The sequence below is a fragment of the Flavobacterium sp. genome (genome assembly GCF_027490375.1).
Classification (GTDB): domain Bacteria; phylum Bacteroidota; class Bacteroidia; order Flavobacteriales; family Flavobacteriaceae; genus Flavobacterium.
On sequence record NZ_JAIXYH010000034.1, the window covers coordinates 1 to 17,551 of the forward strand.

The following is a 17,551-nucleotide window of genomic DNA, read 5'->3' on the forward strand; positions in this document are numbered from 1 at the left end:
AACAAAACCGAGCGCAACGGCTTTGATATTTCGGTGAAGAACAATAAAAAGCAAGCAATTGATATTGTTATTCTCGATCAGTTTCCCATTTCAACCGAAAGCGATGTTGTTGTTGAAGACGCCGAAGCCGATGGTGCAAAAATAGCTCCCGATACCAAAGAAATTCGTTGGGAATTGAAAGTTGAACCCAAAACGGAAGTAAAGAAACGGATGCAATACACCGTTAAATCGCCGAAATCGAGTAGGGTAGTTCTGGAATAAACGCTGGGATAGATTGCTTGTGGCGACGATACGTTTGTGCACAATTTTCGGCTAGGGATTGCAGTGAAAATAGCAACAGCTAAAACTGTATTGAAGCTAGACAAGCCAACGCGACCAACGGAAGCGCTTGGATTGCCTTAGCTGAAAACGGTTTTAGCTGTTGCTGTTGTAACGGAAAGCCCGGTTGCTTGCAAAGCCGCCAAATCAAACTAATCGTGATAGACGCGCGTTACCTTATCAATACCGTCGATTTTTTTAATGTTGTCGACCAAGCGGCGCAAAATGGTATTGTTTTGAACAACCACAGCTACTTGTCCGGTGAAAATTCCGGCTTCAGAACTTAATGAAATACTTTGAATGTTTACGTGCATGTTACTCGAAATCACTTGAGTAAGTTGGTTGGTAAGTCCGAGTGAATCCATGCCGGTAATTTTAAGTATGGCCTTAAATTCTTGCTGCGTAGAGTCGATCCATTTTGCGGGAATGATGCGATACGCGTAGTTTGATTGCAAACTTATGGCATTCGGGCAGTCTTTGCGATGCACTTTTATACCGTCGTTTATGGTAACAAATCCAAACACTTCGTCGCCCGGAATCGGATTGCAGCAATTTGCGAGTTTGTAGTCGAGTTTGTCTTGTTCGACACCAAACACGAGCATGTCGTAATTACTGCTAAGTTCTTCTCTTTTAATCTCTTCGGGTTCGATTTGCGTGTTGCTGCGTTTGATTTTGCTTTTGAAGAAATTAATGATGGAATTGCCTTTGAGCGACGCATATTCTTTGAGTTGCGCGTTTTCGATGGTGCCAATTCCGACGCGATAAAACAGATCTAGACTTGTTTTGAGTTTGAAGTAAACAACGAGCTCATTCACCACCGTTTCGTTGAGCGTAATTTTAAGGTGACGGAGTTTTCGAACCAACAATTCTTTGCCTTCTTCGGCTATTTTCTTGGTATTTTCGTTGAGAACGCTCTTGATTTTGTTTTTTGCTCGCGACGTGGTTACGTAATCGAGCCAGTGCATGGTTGGCTTTTGATTTGGCGACGTAATTACCTCGACTTGATCGCCACTTTTGAGTTCGTAATTTAACGGAACGAGTTTACCGTTTACGCGTGTTCCGCGGGTTTTTACGCCCACAGCCGAGTGAATGCTGAAGGCAAAATCGAGCGTTGTAGCGCCTTTAGGCAAAGATTTAATTTCGCCTTTGGGAGTAAAGACAAAGATCTCTTTATTGTAGAGATTCATCTTAAAGTCTTCTACGAAATCAACAGCATTAGTTTCTTGATTTTCAAGAGCTTCACGCAGTAGATTCAACCAAACGTCGAGACCGCTTTCTTCGGTAGCACCTTGTTTGTATTTGTAATGAGCGGCGTATCCTTTTTCGGCAATTTCGTCCATACGTTCGCTGCGTACTTGAATTTCGACCCAGCGGCCTTTCGGACCCATAACCGTGATGTGAAGTGCTTCGTAACCGGTTGATTTAGGCGAAGAAATCCAATCGCGTAATCTACTCGGGCTCGGTCGGTAATCGTCGGTTACAATCGAATAGATTTTCCAAGCAAGAAATTTTTCTTCGTTAGGCTGTGCTTTGTAAATGATGCGCAGCGCAAATTTGTCGTACACTTCTTCATAAGTAACGTTTTGCGCTTTCATTTTGCGGCGAATCGAGTAAATGGACTTCGGGCGTCCTTTTATCGTGTATTGAATACCTTCGGCGTCGAGCGATTTCTTGAGAACGTCGGATATGCTTTTAATGTATTCGTCTTGTTCTTCCTTGGTTTCTTTTATTTTACTGAGAATTTCCTGATAAACTGCAGGTTCGGTGTATTTGAGTCCAAGGTCTTCCAGTTCGGTTTTGATGTTGTAGAGTCCGAGACGGTGTGCAAGAGGTGCGTAGATGTAAAGGGTTTCGGAGGCGATTTTCATTTGTTTGTGCTCCGCCATCGAATCCATGGTTTGCATGTTGTGCAAGCGGTCGGCGAGTTTTATCAGAATTACGCGAACGTCGTCGTTAAGTGTCAGCAACATTTTGCGGAAATTCTCGGCTTGAATAGAAATGTTGTGCTCTTTTTGAACTTGCGAAATTTTGGTAAGACCTTCTACCAGCTGCGCTACCTTTTTGTTGAACATACGTTCGATATCGGCGACAGTTAGCGGCGTATCTTCTACGACGTCGTGCATAAGCGCTGCGGCGATTGCCGTTGGGCCCAGACCGATTTGAGACGCTACTATTTTAGCGACGGCGATTGGGTGAAAAATATACGCTTCTCCCGACTTGCGTCGCTGGTCTTTATGTGCGTCTACAGCAACATCGAACGCTTTGCGAATCAGCTTTTTATCGTCTTCAGACAGTGTTTGGTAGCTGATGCGTAAAAGTTCTTTGTATTCTTTCGCAATGGCTTTGTTTTCCAATTCTAATTCAACCTCGGTCATACCTTTGCTTTAAAATTTGAATGTAGCAAATTTTGTGCAATAATTCAAGTGCCGAATTAAATTTTAGAAACCTCGTTGGCGTGCGGCTTCAAAGAGTAAAATAGCGGCAGCCACAGATACATTCATCGAGTCAACTTTGCCGCGCATCGGAATAATGATGTTTTGCTGAGCAGCTTCGCGCCAGATGTTGGTGAGGCCGGTAGATTCGGTGCCGACGGCTATGGCTGTGCCTTGGGTAAAATCGACGCGATCGTAGTGATTGGCATTTTGTAAGGTTGCCGCAAAAATTGAGATCTTATTTTTAGTGAGGTACTCGATTGCTTCCGCAGAACTAGAAATGGCAACCGGAACGCTGAAAACGCAACCCACACTCGAGCGAATAACGTTCGGATTGTACAGATCGGATAGATTGTCGGCCAGAATTACCGCATCGGCTCGAACGGCGTCGGCTGTGCGGAGAATTGCACCCACATTTCCTGGTTTTTCGATCCGTTCGGCAACCAGAATCAACGGATTTTCGGGTAGTTGAAGTTCTGCTAAGCTGTGTGGTTTCGCTGCGGCAACGGCCATGATGCCTTCGGTGCTGTCGCGGTAAGCTAATTTCTGATAAACGGCTCGACTTATCGAAATGCGTTCTTTGGCTTGTGGAAGTTCACGCTCGTTGAAAATTTCGTCGCAAAAAAGTACTTTTTCAAGAACATAACCCGATTGAACCGCAAGTTCGATTTCCTGAATGCCTTCGATAACAAATGCGTTGGCTTGCCGGCGTGCTTTCGATTTTTCTTGCAACAGCAGCAGTTCTTTTACCAACGGATTTGAAAGCGATTCGATTTTTTTCATTTACAAAATACCGCGTGATTTAATTTCCAAATACTTGTTTAACGTATTTAGGGTCAAATCTTCGGGCTTGGTGAGTATGGTTAAAATTCCGTGTTTGCGCAATTCGGCTGCTAGTGCGCGCTTTTCAAAAGCAAATTTCTCTGCAATAGCGTGGTCGTAAATTTCGCGAAGGTTATTTGCTTTCTTTTCAGCAATTTTATCGAGTTCGGTATTGGTGAAAAATATCACAACCACTAAGTGCGATTTGGCTAAACCTTTCAAATATTTGAGTTGTCGTTGCCAACCATCGCGCGTTTCAAAGTTGGTGTAAATCATTAACAAACTGCGCTGGCGAACGTTGGTTTTCACGTAAGTGTACAGTTTTCCAAAATCAGTTTCTTGGTACTTGTTATCGATGTTGTACAAGTTTTCGAGAATTTGCTGCATGTGAATGGCACGACGTTCGGCCGGAACTTTGTTATCAACAAATTTGGCAAAACTTACCAATCCGGCTTTATCTCCTTTCCGAAGAATGGCGGAACTCAACACCAGTGAAGCATTCACGGCGTAATCGAGTAAGGAGAGTCCGTCGAAAGGCATTTTCATCACGCGACCGCGATCGATAAGCATATACACATTTTGCGAACGTTCTTCTTGGTATTGATTAACCATAAGTTGCGATCGCTTGGCGGTAGCTTTCCAATTGATGGTTTTTAAATCGTCGCCGGTAACGTAGTCTTTAATTTGTTCGAATTCAGTTGCTTGCCCAATTCTGCGAACTTTTTTAATTCCGTATGCATGAACTTGTGGTGTTGCAGCAATGAGTTCGTACTTTTTGAGTTGTATGAAACTCGGATACGACTTGGTATTCTGCGCCAGCGGATGTACTTGTTTTCGTGCCAGTAATCCCAAGGCGGTTTGGGCTATGGTAATGACATTTCCAAAATCATAATCGCCGCGTTCTAATGGCTTTATCTCGTAGGTTTTAGTTAATCGTTCGCGTTCATTGAGCTGAAATTCCAAACTGAAATTCCGAATTTGCAATAAAAATGGAAGCTCATCGATTACCTTCAGTTGAATGGGGAAGTTATAAGTCGATTGAATGAGCAACTGCACGGGATTCTTATCTCCGTTAGAGATTTTTTCCGCTACTTTTCGTTGAACGCGAATGGGCTTTTTCAATCCGAATAAGCGTAAGATTTCGTAGCCTAATAAACCGCAGAAAAAAATCGATAGCAGAACAGCCGAATAAAATAGTTGTGAAAAGAAAAAGCTAAGAATAAATAGCACAATCAACAGCGCCATTCCAAAGAAAAAGCGGTTGGTAGGAACGAGGTTGAATATGCGATTTAATCTTTTCACTTAGCGTGGAATTTCAGTGTTTTCGATAATTTGCGTAATGATTTCTTTTGCAGTTACGCCTTCCATTTCGCGCTCTGGCGATACAACAATGCGGTGAATCAAAACCGGAACAGCAGCTGCTTTGACATCGTCTGGAATAACGAAATCGCGACCTGCGATCGCAGCAAAGGCTTTCGCGGCATTTAAAATGGCAATACTCGCACGTGGCGAAGCACCTAAAAAGATAAATGGATGTTCGCGCGTCTGACAAACCACTTGGGCAATGTACTTCAGTAAGTCGTTTTCTACCAATATTTTACGAACCGTTTGTTGCAGCGTTTTAATGTCAATTCCCTTAATAACCGATCGGATTGCGGCTGTTTTATCGGTTCCATCCTGATTGTTCTCACGAGTAAGAATTTCAATTTCGTGATCTAATTCCGGATGGTCGATATTGATTTTAAACAAGAATCGGTCGAGTTGCGCTTCGGGAAGTCGATACGTACCTTCTTGTTCAATCGGGTTTTGGGTGGCGAGTACCAGAAACGGTGCATCCATGGTGAATTGTTCTCCGTCAATACTAATTTGGCGCTCTTCCATAACTTCGAACAATGCGGCTTGTGTTTTTGCCGGCGCGCGGTTAATCTCGTCAATGAGAACGAGTTGCGAAAAAATTGGTCCTTTACGGAACTGAAACTCCGAGGTTTTCATGTTAAACGTTGAAGTTCCCAAAATATCCGACGGCATTAAATCGGGTGTGAATTGAATCCGGTTGAATTGAATATCAAGCGATTTAGCAACCAATTTAGCTGTTAGTGTTTTTGCGACTCCAGGAACGCCCTCGAGCAATACGTGTCCGTTAGCTAAAATAGCTGCGATTAGGTAATCGATAACGTCTTCTTGACCAACAATTACTTGCGCAATATTGTCGCGAATGGCATCCACAGCCGTGCGCAATTCCTGCAAATCTATCTTTTGCTCAAATTGTGGCAAGTGGGTTTCTTCGGGCATGGGCGTATTTTCCATATTTAGTCTATTTTTTTGTTGAAGAATTTGTCTAGTGCGTCGTTCAGTTCAATTAAGTCTGTTTTAGTAAAGCTAATTTTTTCGTTTTCAAGTCGGATTATCAAATCAATCAATGCTGTAACCTCCTCTTCTGATTTCCCGGACTTCAAGCGAAGTTTTCGAATAAATGTTTGATCTAAAACATCGGTTTGGAGGAAATACTCCGATTTTACGCGGTCAAAGAAGTAAATGACTTTCTTCTTAATTAAGTCGTTGTGATTGTTTTGGTTGTAATAAAGGTTTCCGATGGTTCTTACAAAATCGACCGTAGTATTTCGATTGGGAACCAATTCGGGAATGATACGCTGTATGCGACGCGATCGGAAAACCATTAGTAAAAATAAGCTGAGTAGCAATAATTGCCACGCAATTTCCAAGGCGCGGTTTTCAAAAATAAAGCGCAGTGGCGAATTAATTCTTTCTCCATTAGTATTATAATTTGCAAACCAATCGATGGGTTTGTCGTTGATGAATGACAGTAAATACGCCACTTCTTTTCGCGATTGTTTTTTATTTAGCAGGTCAACATTACTGAAATGATACGGGTTTGCGCTTAGATAAAAAGTTCCTTTACCGTATTGAACTTCAATGGTTTCTACCGATAAGCTGTCTGTTTTAATAGAAGAAACGATTCGTGTTGTCTTTGGATCGACTTTTTTGAAAGTACTGCTCGGAAAGAAACTGTACGCCTGGTTTATCTCTTCAACTTTTACCACTAAATTTCGACGTGAATTCATTTGAAAATGAAGTGAATCGCGTAACATTTGCGGAAAAGTAAACGCAGAAATCATCACTTTCGAACCGGCATCAACGTATTTCAGTAGTTCTTCTAAGGAAGAATTATCGATTTGCACGTTTTCTGGCAGGACAAACAAATAATTTTTGTCGCCGTGATATGTAGTATCGTTTTCGAATTCGATATAAGGAGTTTGAAACTTTTTTACTAGCGGCTTTTCCGATAAGGCGTCTACTTCGTTCTCGAAAATGTATAAATCAAGCGGCCCTTTTTCGTACAGCTGAAATTTGGGAATCCAATTGATTTCCTTCGTTTCTTCGCTTTGAACTACAGTGAGTAGCAAACAGATTAAGAGCAAACTACCAATAAAAATCCCTGTTTTTCTATTCATTTAGTCGCTTAGTTAAAAGGTTAAACGACTTTTCCATTTCACTAAAATCCGTGTTTTTCAATTCTTTTTCGCCATACCAAACATTCTCAAAAACATACACCACGTGGTCAAAAAAACTTCTGATTTGCGTATTCTTTATCTGTCTTCTGAAATCGATATTCGTTTTGTCGGTATCGTAAATAATCGTTCCGGCGGCAGCTAATTTTTTTATCGTTAATAAATATAATACACGACTGGCGAAGCGGTAATTTTCTTCCTTTTTAAATTGCGCCAGTAACTGCTCCAAATTCTCTTCTGTTGCTTCCACGGAAGTGGCAAAATCCAATTGAAAATCGGCTTCCTGTTTTTCAAAAAACCAATTCCCCTTGTGTTTGATTACCGCGCGAACGACAATAAAAATTACAACAACAAGTAAAATTAAGCCCACAGTTTTAAGCAATGTGTCCACTGCTTCTGCAAGTGCTTCCTGACTGTCGAACTCAAATAACCCATCAAGCAGTCGGCCGAGCCATGCTTTAAACATTTCCCACCAACTAATAACCGCCTGTTTTTGCTGATAGTGAAAATCGCTGTCGGCGTATTTTTTTGCTAAGTTATCCGAGATTGTTTTGTAGGTACGAGTAGTATCCACAAACGGCTGGTTTGCTGCCAATGAATCGGAAACGTTGTTCGGGATTTCGCTCATGGCTGGTTAAAGTCGGGTTTTTGAAGTACGACTTTAGCCATACGCAACGGTAAAATCAAAAAATAAAACGAAATGATAAATAAGGTTACCAAGATGATTCCGAAGTTTACGAATTCATGCATTTCATTAGCATATCTTGTAACGAAACCTTCGAGAAATCCAGCACAAATCAGAAAAGGGTAGGTGGTCAGGAAAATGTAAAACACATTTTTAAAGGTGCGTTTAAACGAATCAAATCGGGAGTAAGTTTCTGGAAATAAGATAGATCCGCCCAAAATAAAACCGCAGGCAGCTTGCATAGTTATGGCAAATATCTCCATCGATCCGTGAATCCAAATTCCTTGAACAGATTCATACAATACGCCTTGTTCGTAAAAAAAGTATTGAAACGAACCAAGCATAATGCAATTATATAACAATACGTAAGCTGTGCCAATTCCAAGGAAAATACCGTACAAGAAGCATTTTAAACCTACAAATAGGTTGTTCACTGTAATGCCAATAAAACTGCCCCAGTTGCTGCCACTGCTGTAAATGGCAGTCGGATTTCCAGCTTTAATGTTTTCTAGAGTTTGGTTGACATATGCGTCGCCTAAAATCAATCGCACAAAACTTGGGTCGTATTTCGCCGAAAGTACCCCAATACCAACCAAAACAAAAAAAGCGATAAAAGTTCGGTAAATGTACTTGCGGTATCGGTAGTTAAGCATCGGAACTTCTAAAAAGAAAAAATTAACCAACCGATTTCGCTCTTGCCGCCGCGTTCGATAAATTTTTTGAAAAACCTCTACCGTTAGCTGATTGAGATAGGATTTTGTGCGACTTTTCGGATAAAAAGTTTGCGCAAATGAAAGGTCGTTTACTAACTCAATGTACATAGACGCCATCTCATCGGGCGATTTAACACTTCTGGTCTTGATTATTTGTTCATATTCAAGCCATTTTTCTTTATTTTGCTTAATAAAGGCTACCTCTCTCATCGAAAACGAAAATAAGGATTATGAGCGAAATTTCAATACTTACCACGCAAAATGTTGCCATAGATTTTACGGCTGCCAGTATCGGTCAGCGTATCTTAGCAACACTTTTAGACACGTTAGTACAATTAGGTTACTTTTTCTTTATAAGTCTTTTCGTTTTTAGATATTTGGGCCTGTCTGATTACTTTCAAAATTTCGATACTTGGTCGCAAATTGCCATATTAATATTGCTTTTCCTCCCTGTTATTGTGTACAGCCTTACGCTCGAAACCATCTTGGAAGGGCAGTCGCTTGGCAAAAAAATTGTCGGTATTCGCGTAGTTAAAATTGATGGTTACGAAGCCGGCTTCGGCGATTACCTAATTCGTTGGTTTTTCCGTTGTGTCGATGTACTTATCGCTAGCGGAACCGTTGGTTTGATAGCTATTGTCGCTACGAAGCGCTCACAACGAATAGGCGATTTAGCTGCTGGAACTGCAGTGATTTCCCTACGCCGCAACGCTTCAGTAAAACAAACGATTCTGATTGAGCTGGAAGATAGTTACAAACCAACCTATCAACAGGTTTTAAAACTTTCCGATAACGACGTTCGTATCATAAAGAATGTATTTGAGACCGCATCAGCCGACTTCGATGTGGCACGCATCAAGCAGCTGCGAACAAAAGTCGAATCGGTTATCGGCGAACAACCTCAAGAATTAAGCGATACACGTTTGATCGATACAGTTTTGCGCGATTACAATTACTACACCGGACAGGCATAAATCGAGCGTCTTTATTCTTTTTAAATTAGTGTTTTTTTTGGGCACATCCTGCCGCATGAAATGAGTTGAAGTGCATGCGGCAGGTCGGGCTTTCCGCGTCAATATCCCGTTTTGCACGTAGTTCAACTAGGCTCAAAAAAGGGCTTCTTGTAGTCGCCTTTTTTCAAGCCGTTTCACTGCGCGCAATGCCGGTCTATTTCTGCTGCAATCCCTTGTGCGAAAAATCGTTTGCCAAATTTTCATTACCTCTAAATCGCTAGTCTTTTTCAAGCATAAAAAAATCCGACACTGAGGTCGGATTTTAAATATAAAAATTTGGTGGTTAGTCTGCTTGGTTGTGCTCCTCTTCGATGCGTTTGTGTTCGGCATCCGAAATGGTATCGCACAATACAGGCGTTGCAATGAATAGGGAAGAGTATGTTCCTACAACAATACCAATCAACATCGCGAAGATAAATCCACGAATCGATTCGCCGCCAAAAATGAACATGATTAGAAGTACCATGATCATCGTAAGAGACGTATTCAAAGTACGTGACATCGTTGAATTAATCGATTGGTTTACGATATGGTTAAATGATCCTTTAGCTTTTCCTCCTAAATACTCGCGAACGCGGTCGAATACAATTACGGTATCATTCATCGAATAACCGATTACAGTAAGAATCGCTGCAATAAAGTGCTGGTCGATTTCCATACCAAAAGGCATTACCTTCCATAACAATGAGTACAATCCCAATACGAAAATAACGTCGTGTGCTACCGCGGCAATCGCACCTAACGAGTACTGCCACTTTCTAAACGACACTTTTAAGTAAAGGAATACTATAAACATCGCACCTAAAACAGCCCAATACGCGTTTGTTTTGATGTCTTCCGCAACTGTTGGTCCTACTTTTGAAGCCTGTAAAATTCCTAATTGCTTGTTGTCGGAAGTCTTAACAAACTTGTCGTAAGTCATATCCGCAGGGAAGTGCTTCTTCAAACCTTCAAACAACTTGTCGTTTACTTCTTTATCAGCTGCGGTTCCGTTTTCGTTTACTTTGTATTTGGTTGTAATTTTTAATTGGTTTTTGCTTCCAAAAACTTTCGCTTCTACAGCGCTTCCGAAAACTTTTGATAATTCTTCTTTAACTTCTTCGGTCGAAACTTCTTTATCAAAACGTACTTGGAAAGTTCTTCCACCCACAAAGTCAACACCGTAGTTTAAGCCGTTTGTAGCCAACGAAGCCACAGAAACGATACAAACTACTAAAGAGAAGATATAGAATCCTTTCTTGTATTTCAAGAAGTCAACATTAAAGTTAGTGAACCAGTTTTTAGTAAGGTTCGTGCTAAACTGTAAAGAGTGTCCTTTAGCAATACTCCAATCAATTAAAATTCTTGAGATGAAAATTGAAGTAAATAAGGATGTTACAATACCAATTAATAACGTAAGTGCGAAACCGTAAATCGGACCGCTTCCGAACAACAAGAGTACAATACCTGTTAGGATGTGCGTAACGTTTGCATCAACGATTGAGCGCATTGCACCTTTCCATCCATAAGATGCTTTAACAGCCTCTTCGATTGATTTTCCGTGACGCAATTCTTCTTTAGCTCTTTCATAGATAATAATGTTTGCATCTACAGCAGTACCCATTGTAAGTACGATACCTGCGATACCTGGTAATGTTAGTACGAAACCAGCACTCGCCATTACACCAAAAATGAACAATAAGTTTACCGCAAGGGCAATGTTTGCATACCAGCCCGCTCTTCCGTAGAATACAATCATCCAAAGTGATACCAATAACAAACCAACCAAAGAAGAGTTGATTCCGTTATCGATGGCTTCTTGACCTAAAGACGGACCAACAACCTCAGAAGAGATAATGTCTGCAGCAGCAGGAAGTTTACCAGCACGTAATACGTTTGCTAAGTCTTTTGTTTCGGTTACATCAAAATTTCCAGAAATTACAGAATTTCCACCAGAGATTTTTCCTGAAGAAACGCCTGGAGCTGAGTAAACTACGTCGTCGAGTACAATCGCGATGAAGCCTTTTTCAGTGTAGGCTTTTTCGGTCATTTCTTCCCAAGTTTTCGCACCGGCACCGTTCATCGACATGTTTACACATGGCTTACCTAGTTGATCGAATGAATCGCGCGCATCAGTAATTACACCACCGCTCATTGGAGCTGTGTTTGTTCTGTTTCCGCGTAAAGCGTATAATTCGAAGGTTTCTTCCTCTTCTTTAGTTTTATCGTTTACCTGATTTACTGGTTTACCCCAAACGAATTTTGCGTAGCGCAATGCTGGACCCATTAAGGCTTTTACATCCACACGATTCAAATATCCGTTGATAGCAGAGGTATCTTTTTTAGCATAAATACCTAAAACCGGACCACCACCTTGTGCAACCATTTTACCAACAAGCGGACCCGCTTCAGCAGCAGCAGCTGTTGTATCTTTTGAATCAGTCAAAAGCTTCGCTAATGAATCGTTTTTGGTTGTAGTAGGTGTTTCCTTAACAGCTACAGTCTTTTCTGTCTTTTTCAACAAATCGTTAGCTGAAAGTAAGAAATTACCAACTTCTTCAATCTTAAACGTTTCCCAGAACTCTAATTGAGCTGTACTAGAAAGTAGTCTCTTAATACGGTCAACGTCTTTAGCGCCTGGTAATTCAACCAAGATTCGGCCTGATTCCCCAAGCTTCTGGATATTTGGTTGCGTTACACCAAATTTATCGATACGTTTTCTCAATACTTCAAACGCTGAGTCTACCGATTCGTCAACTTTCTTGCGAATAACTTTCTCAACTTCTTTGTCAGTCATATTGATATTGACGCCACCTTCGCCTTGTAGCGAACGATTTGCAAAAATATCAGGCGAAGCTAATGGCGTACCGTTAGCTACTTCTGCGTATGCTTCAAAAAAAGCATCGATATAATCTTGATTACCTTTCTGATTTTTTGTTGCTTGGTCAAGAGCCTTATTAAATGCAAGATTTTTGGTGTCTTTCGCCAATCCCTTTAATATGTCTTTTACTGAAATTTGAAGCGTTACGTTAATACCGCCCTCAAGGTCAAGACCCTTGTTGATTTTCTTACCTTTTACGTCGTTGTAGGTAAAGTAATTCAGAAATACTTTTTGTTTCCCGATGGAGTCCAAGAATTTTACTTCCTTCATCGGATCGCCTTTGGCATATGCCTTAGCTTTCTTTTCCCACGTATCTGCAACAAATGTAAACGTCAGCTGGTAAATGGAAACCAGTGCGAACAAGATGGCAAAAAACTTAACTAAACCTCTATTCTGCATTACTTACTAATTAATTAAAACGTTGTTTTTCTGTCTTAATGATGTTAAAAATCTTCTAAATGTTTGGATATGAGGAACTAAATACGTATACTTAGATCACCCTATTTTTTAAAACGGACAAATATATAATATTGACGCTATTTGCACCAATTTATTTGTTTGAAATAAACAAAAGGCTGTCGATATCAACAGCCTTTCGTTGTATTTGTCTTAAAAACTTATGCTAAAATCGATTTTAAGTCGGCATTCATGGCGCGAACTGCATCGGCACTTTTCGCAAAAAGATCTTTTTCAGTCTCATTCAAATTAATGGCAACAATTTCTTCCAGTCCATTTCTTCCAATTATACATGGAACGCCGATGCAAATATCGTTTTGTCCGTATTCGCCTTCTAGATAAACCGAACATGCAATCATTTTGCGTTGATTATTTAAAATACTGTCTACTAAATACGCTACAGATGCTCCGGGTGCATACCAAGCAGATGTTCCGAGTAGTTTCGTAAGTGTGGCTCCACCTACCATAGTATCGGCAGCAACTTGTTGCAATGCGGCTTCGCTAAGAAACTCGCTAACAGGAATTCCGTTATAGGAAGCTAATCGCGTAAGCGGAATCATGGTTGTATCGCCGTGACCACCAATCACCATGGCTGAAACATCGTTTGCTGGTTTATCTAAGGCTTTCGATAAAAAGTACTTGAAACGAGAACTATCAAGCGCGCCTCCCATCCCAATAATTCGATTCTTAGGCAATCCGGTTGATTTCAAAGCCAAATACGTCATCGTATCCATTGGATTCGACACAACGACCAAAATAGCATTTGGCGAATGCTGTAGCACGTTTTCGGCAACCGATTTTACAATTCCGGCGTTAATTCCAATCAACTCTTCACGCGTCATTCCCGGTTTACGTGGAATTCCCGACGTAATTACAACTACATCACTGTTTGCAGTTTTGGTGTAATCGTTTGTCACTCCACTTAACTGTGTATTAAAACCCGTGGTGGTAGCGCATTGCATGATGTCCATCGCTTTTCCTTCAGCAAAACCCTCTTTAATGTCGAGGAGTACAACTTCTGAAGCAATTCCGCGATATGAAATGATATCGGCACAAGATGCGCCCACGTTGCCGGCGCCAACAATAGTAACTTTCATGTTTTTCGTATTTAATGGAAATGGTATTGAATTGAAATGTTTGAGTTTACAAATTTACCGAACGCAATTGAACTTTGGACGTAAAAGTCTTTTATTTGGTAACGCCCGCTGATTTCACCAATCAGGTTAGTTTTTGTTTTCTTTATCGTTTCTAATGCTGTATTCACTGTGCTTTGGAGAGGGAAAACGTCTTCTATGGATCCGCGTTTTCCGGAAACCGAATATTCAAAATCACTGCGGTTTACGATTAACGCGCTGATTAATTCAAACTTTTTCCAAACTTTAGAACCATTTATTTGAAACTGATAGGTATTAATGTCGCTATTTAAAGCCGTTAATCCCAAATTACCGAATCCGGTTTGTACGTCTAGAAATTCTACACTTATATCTTCACGTGAGTAGCCCACAAAAGCTGAAAGGAAAATTTTCTTTGCTTCGAAATTTTTAAAATATCTGCTAATTGTGTGTTTGAAACCAAAACCTCCGACTTGATATTCCACATTTTTAAGAATGGTACGCGGTGCTATCTTTACAACGAAGTCGGTTCCAAAACCTAAACCTAATGTAGCTTGTATATATGGATAAAAAATCGTCTCTCGATCAACTCCCTCTGGTGTTCGCATACTTACAGGTTCGTCGTTAAGCGTTCCAGTGAGCGTTACATACTGGTCGTTACCAAGTGCTGTTGGAGTAATTACTTGAGATCCTTCGCTAATTTGAAAAAACTTCAGTTCGCTTTGATTGAGCGTGAATGTTTGGTCGCGATTGGGGACAAAAAAAGCGTTAAAATGTAGCCCGACATTTACGTCCCAGCGCTCCAAATTTCGTGGTGTGTTGACCCAGCTCGACGCAGCTTGATAAACGGCTGCGTCGGTTGCGGGTGTAATATATCGATCCGTGAAGAGTAGGGCATCTTGAATCAGATTCCCAATTTCAGTTATCGTGGTGTTTTGCGCTGTCGCAGAAACAGAAGTAACAAAAAAGGCTAGTATGTAACCACCTAATTTACGCATCAATTTTTGCGTAAACTGCGTTCTTTTCAATGAAGTCGCGTCGTGGTGGAACTTCATCACCCATTAACATCGAGAAAATCTGATCGGCTTCAGCTAGACTGTCGATCGTAACCTGACGTAATGTTCTAAAGTTAGGATCCATTGTTGTTTCCCACAATTGTTCTGCGTTCATTTCTCCAAGACCTTTGTAGCGCTGGATTCCTGCATTTCCGCCCATACGTTCGTTGGCTTGATCGCGTTGGATATCATTCCAGGCATACTCTTTCTTGCTACCCTTTTTAACTAAGTAAAGCGGTGGAGCTGCAATATATACGTGTCCTTGCTCGATGAGTTCTTTCATAAAGCGGAAGAAGAACGTTAAAATCAATGTTGAAATGTGGCTACCATCGACGTCGGCATCACACATAATAATAACTTTATGGTAACGAAGCTTCTCTAAATTCAATGCTTTCGAATCTTCGGCTGTTCCAATCGTCACACCTAAAGCAGTAAAAATGTTTCGAATTTCTTCATTTTCAAACACTTTGTGCTGCATGGCTTTTTCGACGTTGAGAATTTTACCTCGCAACGGAAGAATAGCTTGGAAGTTACGATCTCTACCTTGTTTAGCAGTACCTCCCGCCGAATCTCCCTCGACGAGATAGATTTCGCATTTTGCTGGATCTTGCTCTGAACAATCCGATAACTTACCGGGCAATCCGCCGCCACCCATTACGGTTTTACGCTGCACCATCTCGCGTGCTTTTTTCGCTGCGTGACGCGCCTGGGCTGCAAGAATTACCTTTTGAATAATTATTTTCGCATCATTCGGATTTTCCTCCAAATAATTTTCCAACATTTCACCTACAGCTTGCGAAACAGGCGAAACTACTTCTCGGTTACCGAGTTTTGTTTTGGTTTGTCCTTCAAATTGTGGTTCGGCAACTTTTACTGAAATAATTGCTGTTAAGCCTTCACGAAAATCGTCGCCCGTAATTTCGAATTTTAGTTTATCCAACAATCCAGAAGCGTCGGCGTATTTCTTAAGCGTACGCGTCAATCCCGAACGGAAACCTTGTAAATGCGTTCCTCCTTCGTGCGTGTTGATGTTGTTTACGTACGAGAAAATGTTTTCTGTATAACTTGTATTATAAATTAAGGCTACTTCAACTGGGATTTCAGACTTATCGTTGTCCATTGAAATCACGTGTGAAATAATAGGCTCGCGGTTTCCATCGAGGTAACGAATGTACTCTTTCAAACCTTCGTCGGAGTGAAAGGTTTCCGAAATCGGATTTCCATCTTTATCCAAGTTTCTAAAATCGGTGAAAGTGATGGTAATTCCTTTATTAAGGAAGGAAAGCTCGCGCATACGAGAGGCCAAGGTATCGTACGAAAACTCTATAGTTTGTTGGAAGATAAGCGGATCAGGATAGAACGTTTGTCGTGTTCCGCGCTTTTCGGTTTCCCCAATTTGCTTAACGGGATATAGGGCTTTACCGCGCTCGTATTCTTGCTCGTATATTTTACCGTCTCTAAAGACAGTCGATTTCATATTTACCGAAAGTGCGTTTACAACCGATACACCCACACCATGCAAACCACCCGATACTTTATAGGAGTCTTTGTCGAATTTACCACCTGCACCAATTTTAGTCATTACGACTTCAAGCGCCGAAACGCCTTCTTTTTTGTGCATATCGACAGGGATTCCGCGACCGTTGTCTTCTACGGTTACAGAACCATCTTCGTTAATGGCAACGGATATGGTATCGCAGTGTCCTCCCATTGCCTCGTCGATCGAGTTGTCAACAACTTCGTAAACGAGGTGGTGTAAACCGCGAACGCCAACATCGCCGATGTACATCGATGGGCGCATACGCACGTGTTCCATCCCTTCGAGGGCTTGAATACTGTCTGCTGAATAATTGTGCTTTTTCTCTTTTTCTTCGCTCATAATACAGCTAATGGTCTTGTAAATTGTTTAACGAGCAAATATAGAAATTGGCTGTAAACCGAAGCCTGCTTTTAAGCTGTTCACGCGTTAAGTTATCAACAAAATAGCTTGATAAATGCGTGGGTTTGTGATTTTTTTGTCAAGATTTTAACCAAATTCCTATCTAAGTCTAACTTAAATGAAACTGACGCAGCTCTAATAATCTGAGCTTTAGTTTTTTAATTTTTTATTTATTATAGACGAGCTATCGATACTAGCAAGACCTTATTTCATTGAGAATCGAAACTCGGTTTTGTGAACTTTCTTACGATAGGCTGATCTTTTTAATTGTTTTGAAGAATTTTTGAACTTGCTAATGAAGTTGAACAGACTTTGTTAATCGCAGTGTCGCTTTGCACGTGCTGGCCAACATCCATATATCTCTAACTGCAAAGCTTGTGAAGCGGTTTTTATTAGTATCAAGATAGGAGAATTAAAGGAGTATTAAGATAGGAGTACTAAGTATTAAGACTTTGATGCATTCACCACTTTACTTATCGTTTTTTTCGCTTGAACCGACGTATCGTCGGAGCCTGAGCTTGTAGAAGGATGGTACGGTTTTTTGGTGGCTTGACACGTTCTGTGTTTTCCTCAACGGTACCCTATTGCGCAAAAATCTGTGAGGTTCAGTGTTTTC

The 17,551-nt window shown here is 41.0% G+C and carries 13 protein-coding genes; 2 read left to right on the forward strand and 11 right to left on the reverse strand.

Annotated features, from left to right (window positions below):
* Positions 1–261: DUF4139 domain-containing protein (locus Q0064_RS04105; RefSeq protein WP_298144706.1), on the forward strand; the 261-nt coding region annotated here is incomplete at its 5' end.
* 209 nt (positions 262–470) lie between these two features.
* Here the strand turns inward: Q0064_RS04105 and Q0064_RS04110 are convergent.
* From Q0064_RS04110 to Q0064_RS04140, 7 genes are all read right to left on the reverse strand, one after another.
* Positions 471–2,693, reverse strand: a complete 2,223-nt coding sequence (locus Q0064_RS04110; RefSeq protein WP_298144709.1) for a RelA/SpoT family protein — start codon at positions 2,691–2,693, stop codon at positions 471–473.
* Between the two features lie 63 nt (positions 2,694–2,756).
* Entirely contained in the window at positions 2,757–3,533 is a 777-nt protein-coding gene (locus tag Q0064_RS04115; protein WP_298144712.1) for an RNA methyltransferase, read from the reverse strand.
* Positions 3,534–4,874 carry a DUF58 domain-containing protein gene (locus Q0064_RS04120; protein ID WP_298144714.1) on the reverse strand — a complete coding sequence of 447 codons (1,341 nt, stop codon included), beginning with the start codon at positions 4,872–4,874 and terminating at the stop codon, positions 3,534–3,536. It lies immediately after the preceding gene.
* Positions 4,875–5,879, reverse strand: coding sequence for a MoxR family ATPase (locus tag Q0064_RS04125; protein ID WP_298144717.1), 1,005 nt, complete (start codon positions 5,877–5,879; stop codon positions 4,875–4,877).
* 2 nt (positions 5,880–5,881) lie between these two features.
* A complete protein-coding gene (locus Q0064_RS04130; protein WP_298144719.1) occupies positions 5,882–7,045 on the reverse strand; it encodes a hypothetical protein in 1,164 nt (387 codons plus the stop codon).
* Positions 7,038–7,730: a hypothetical protein gene (locus Q0064_RS04135; RefSeq protein ID WP_298144722.1), complete on the reverse strand. Its 693-nt coding sequence runs from the start codon at positions 7,728–7,730 to the stop codon at positions 7,038–7,040. The genes Q0064_RS04130 and Q0064_RS04135 overlap by 8 nt, the downstream gene beginning before the upstream one ends.
* Positions 7,727–8,710, reverse strand: a complete 984-nt coding sequence (locus Q0064_RS04140; RefSeq protein WP_298144724.1) for a stage II sporulation protein M — start codon at positions 8,708–8,710, stop codon at positions 7,727–7,729. The genes Q0064_RS04135 and Q0064_RS04140 overlap by 4 nt, the downstream gene beginning before the upstream one ends.
* 20 nt (positions 8,711–8,730) lie before the next feature.
* Here Q0064_RS04140 and Q0064_RS04145 point away from each other — a divergent pair, with 20 nt between their 5' ends.
* Positions 8,731–9,474, forward strand: a complete 744-nt coding sequence (locus Q0064_RS04145; RefSeq protein WP_298144727.1) for an RDD family protein — start codon at positions 8,731–8,733, stop codon at positions 9,472–9,474.
* A gap of 322 nt (positions 9,475–9,796) precedes the next feature.
* On the opposite strand, the gene secDF is transcribed toward Q0064_RS04145, so the two are convergent.
* From secDF to gyrB, 4 genes are all read right to left on the reverse strand, one after another.
* The gene (gene secDF / locus Q0064_RS04150; RefSeq protein ID WP_298144730.1) at positions 9,797–12,772 is read right to left on the reverse strand and encodes a protein translocase subunit SecDF; all 2,976 of its coding nucleotides are present in this window, start codon (positions 12,770–12,772) and stop codon (positions 9,797–9,799) included.
* Positions 12,773–12,990: 218 nt separating this feature from the next.
* Positions 12,991–13,926 carry a malate dehydrogenase gene (locus Q0064_RS04155; protein WP_298144733.1) on the reverse strand — a complete coding sequence of 312 codons (936 nt, stop codon included), beginning with the start codon at positions 13,924–13,926 and terminating at the stop codon, positions 12,991–12,993.
* An 11-nt stretch (positions 13,927–13,937) separates the two neighbouring features.
* Entirely contained in the window at positions 13,938–14,939 is a 1,002-nt protein-coding gene (locus Q0064_RS04160) for a DUF6588 family protein (RefSeq protein WP_298144735.1), read from the reverse strand.
* Positions 14,932–16,875, reverse strand: coding sequence for a DNA topoisomerase (ATP-hydrolyzing) subunit B (gene gyrB / locus Q0064_RS04165; RefSeq protein WP_298144738.1), 1,944 nt, complete (start codon positions 16,873–16,875; stop codon positions 14,932–14,934). The genes Q0064_RS04160 and gyrB overlap by 8 nt, the downstream gene beginning before the upstream one ends.
* Between the last annotated feature and the right edge of the window lie 676 nt (positions 16,876–17,551).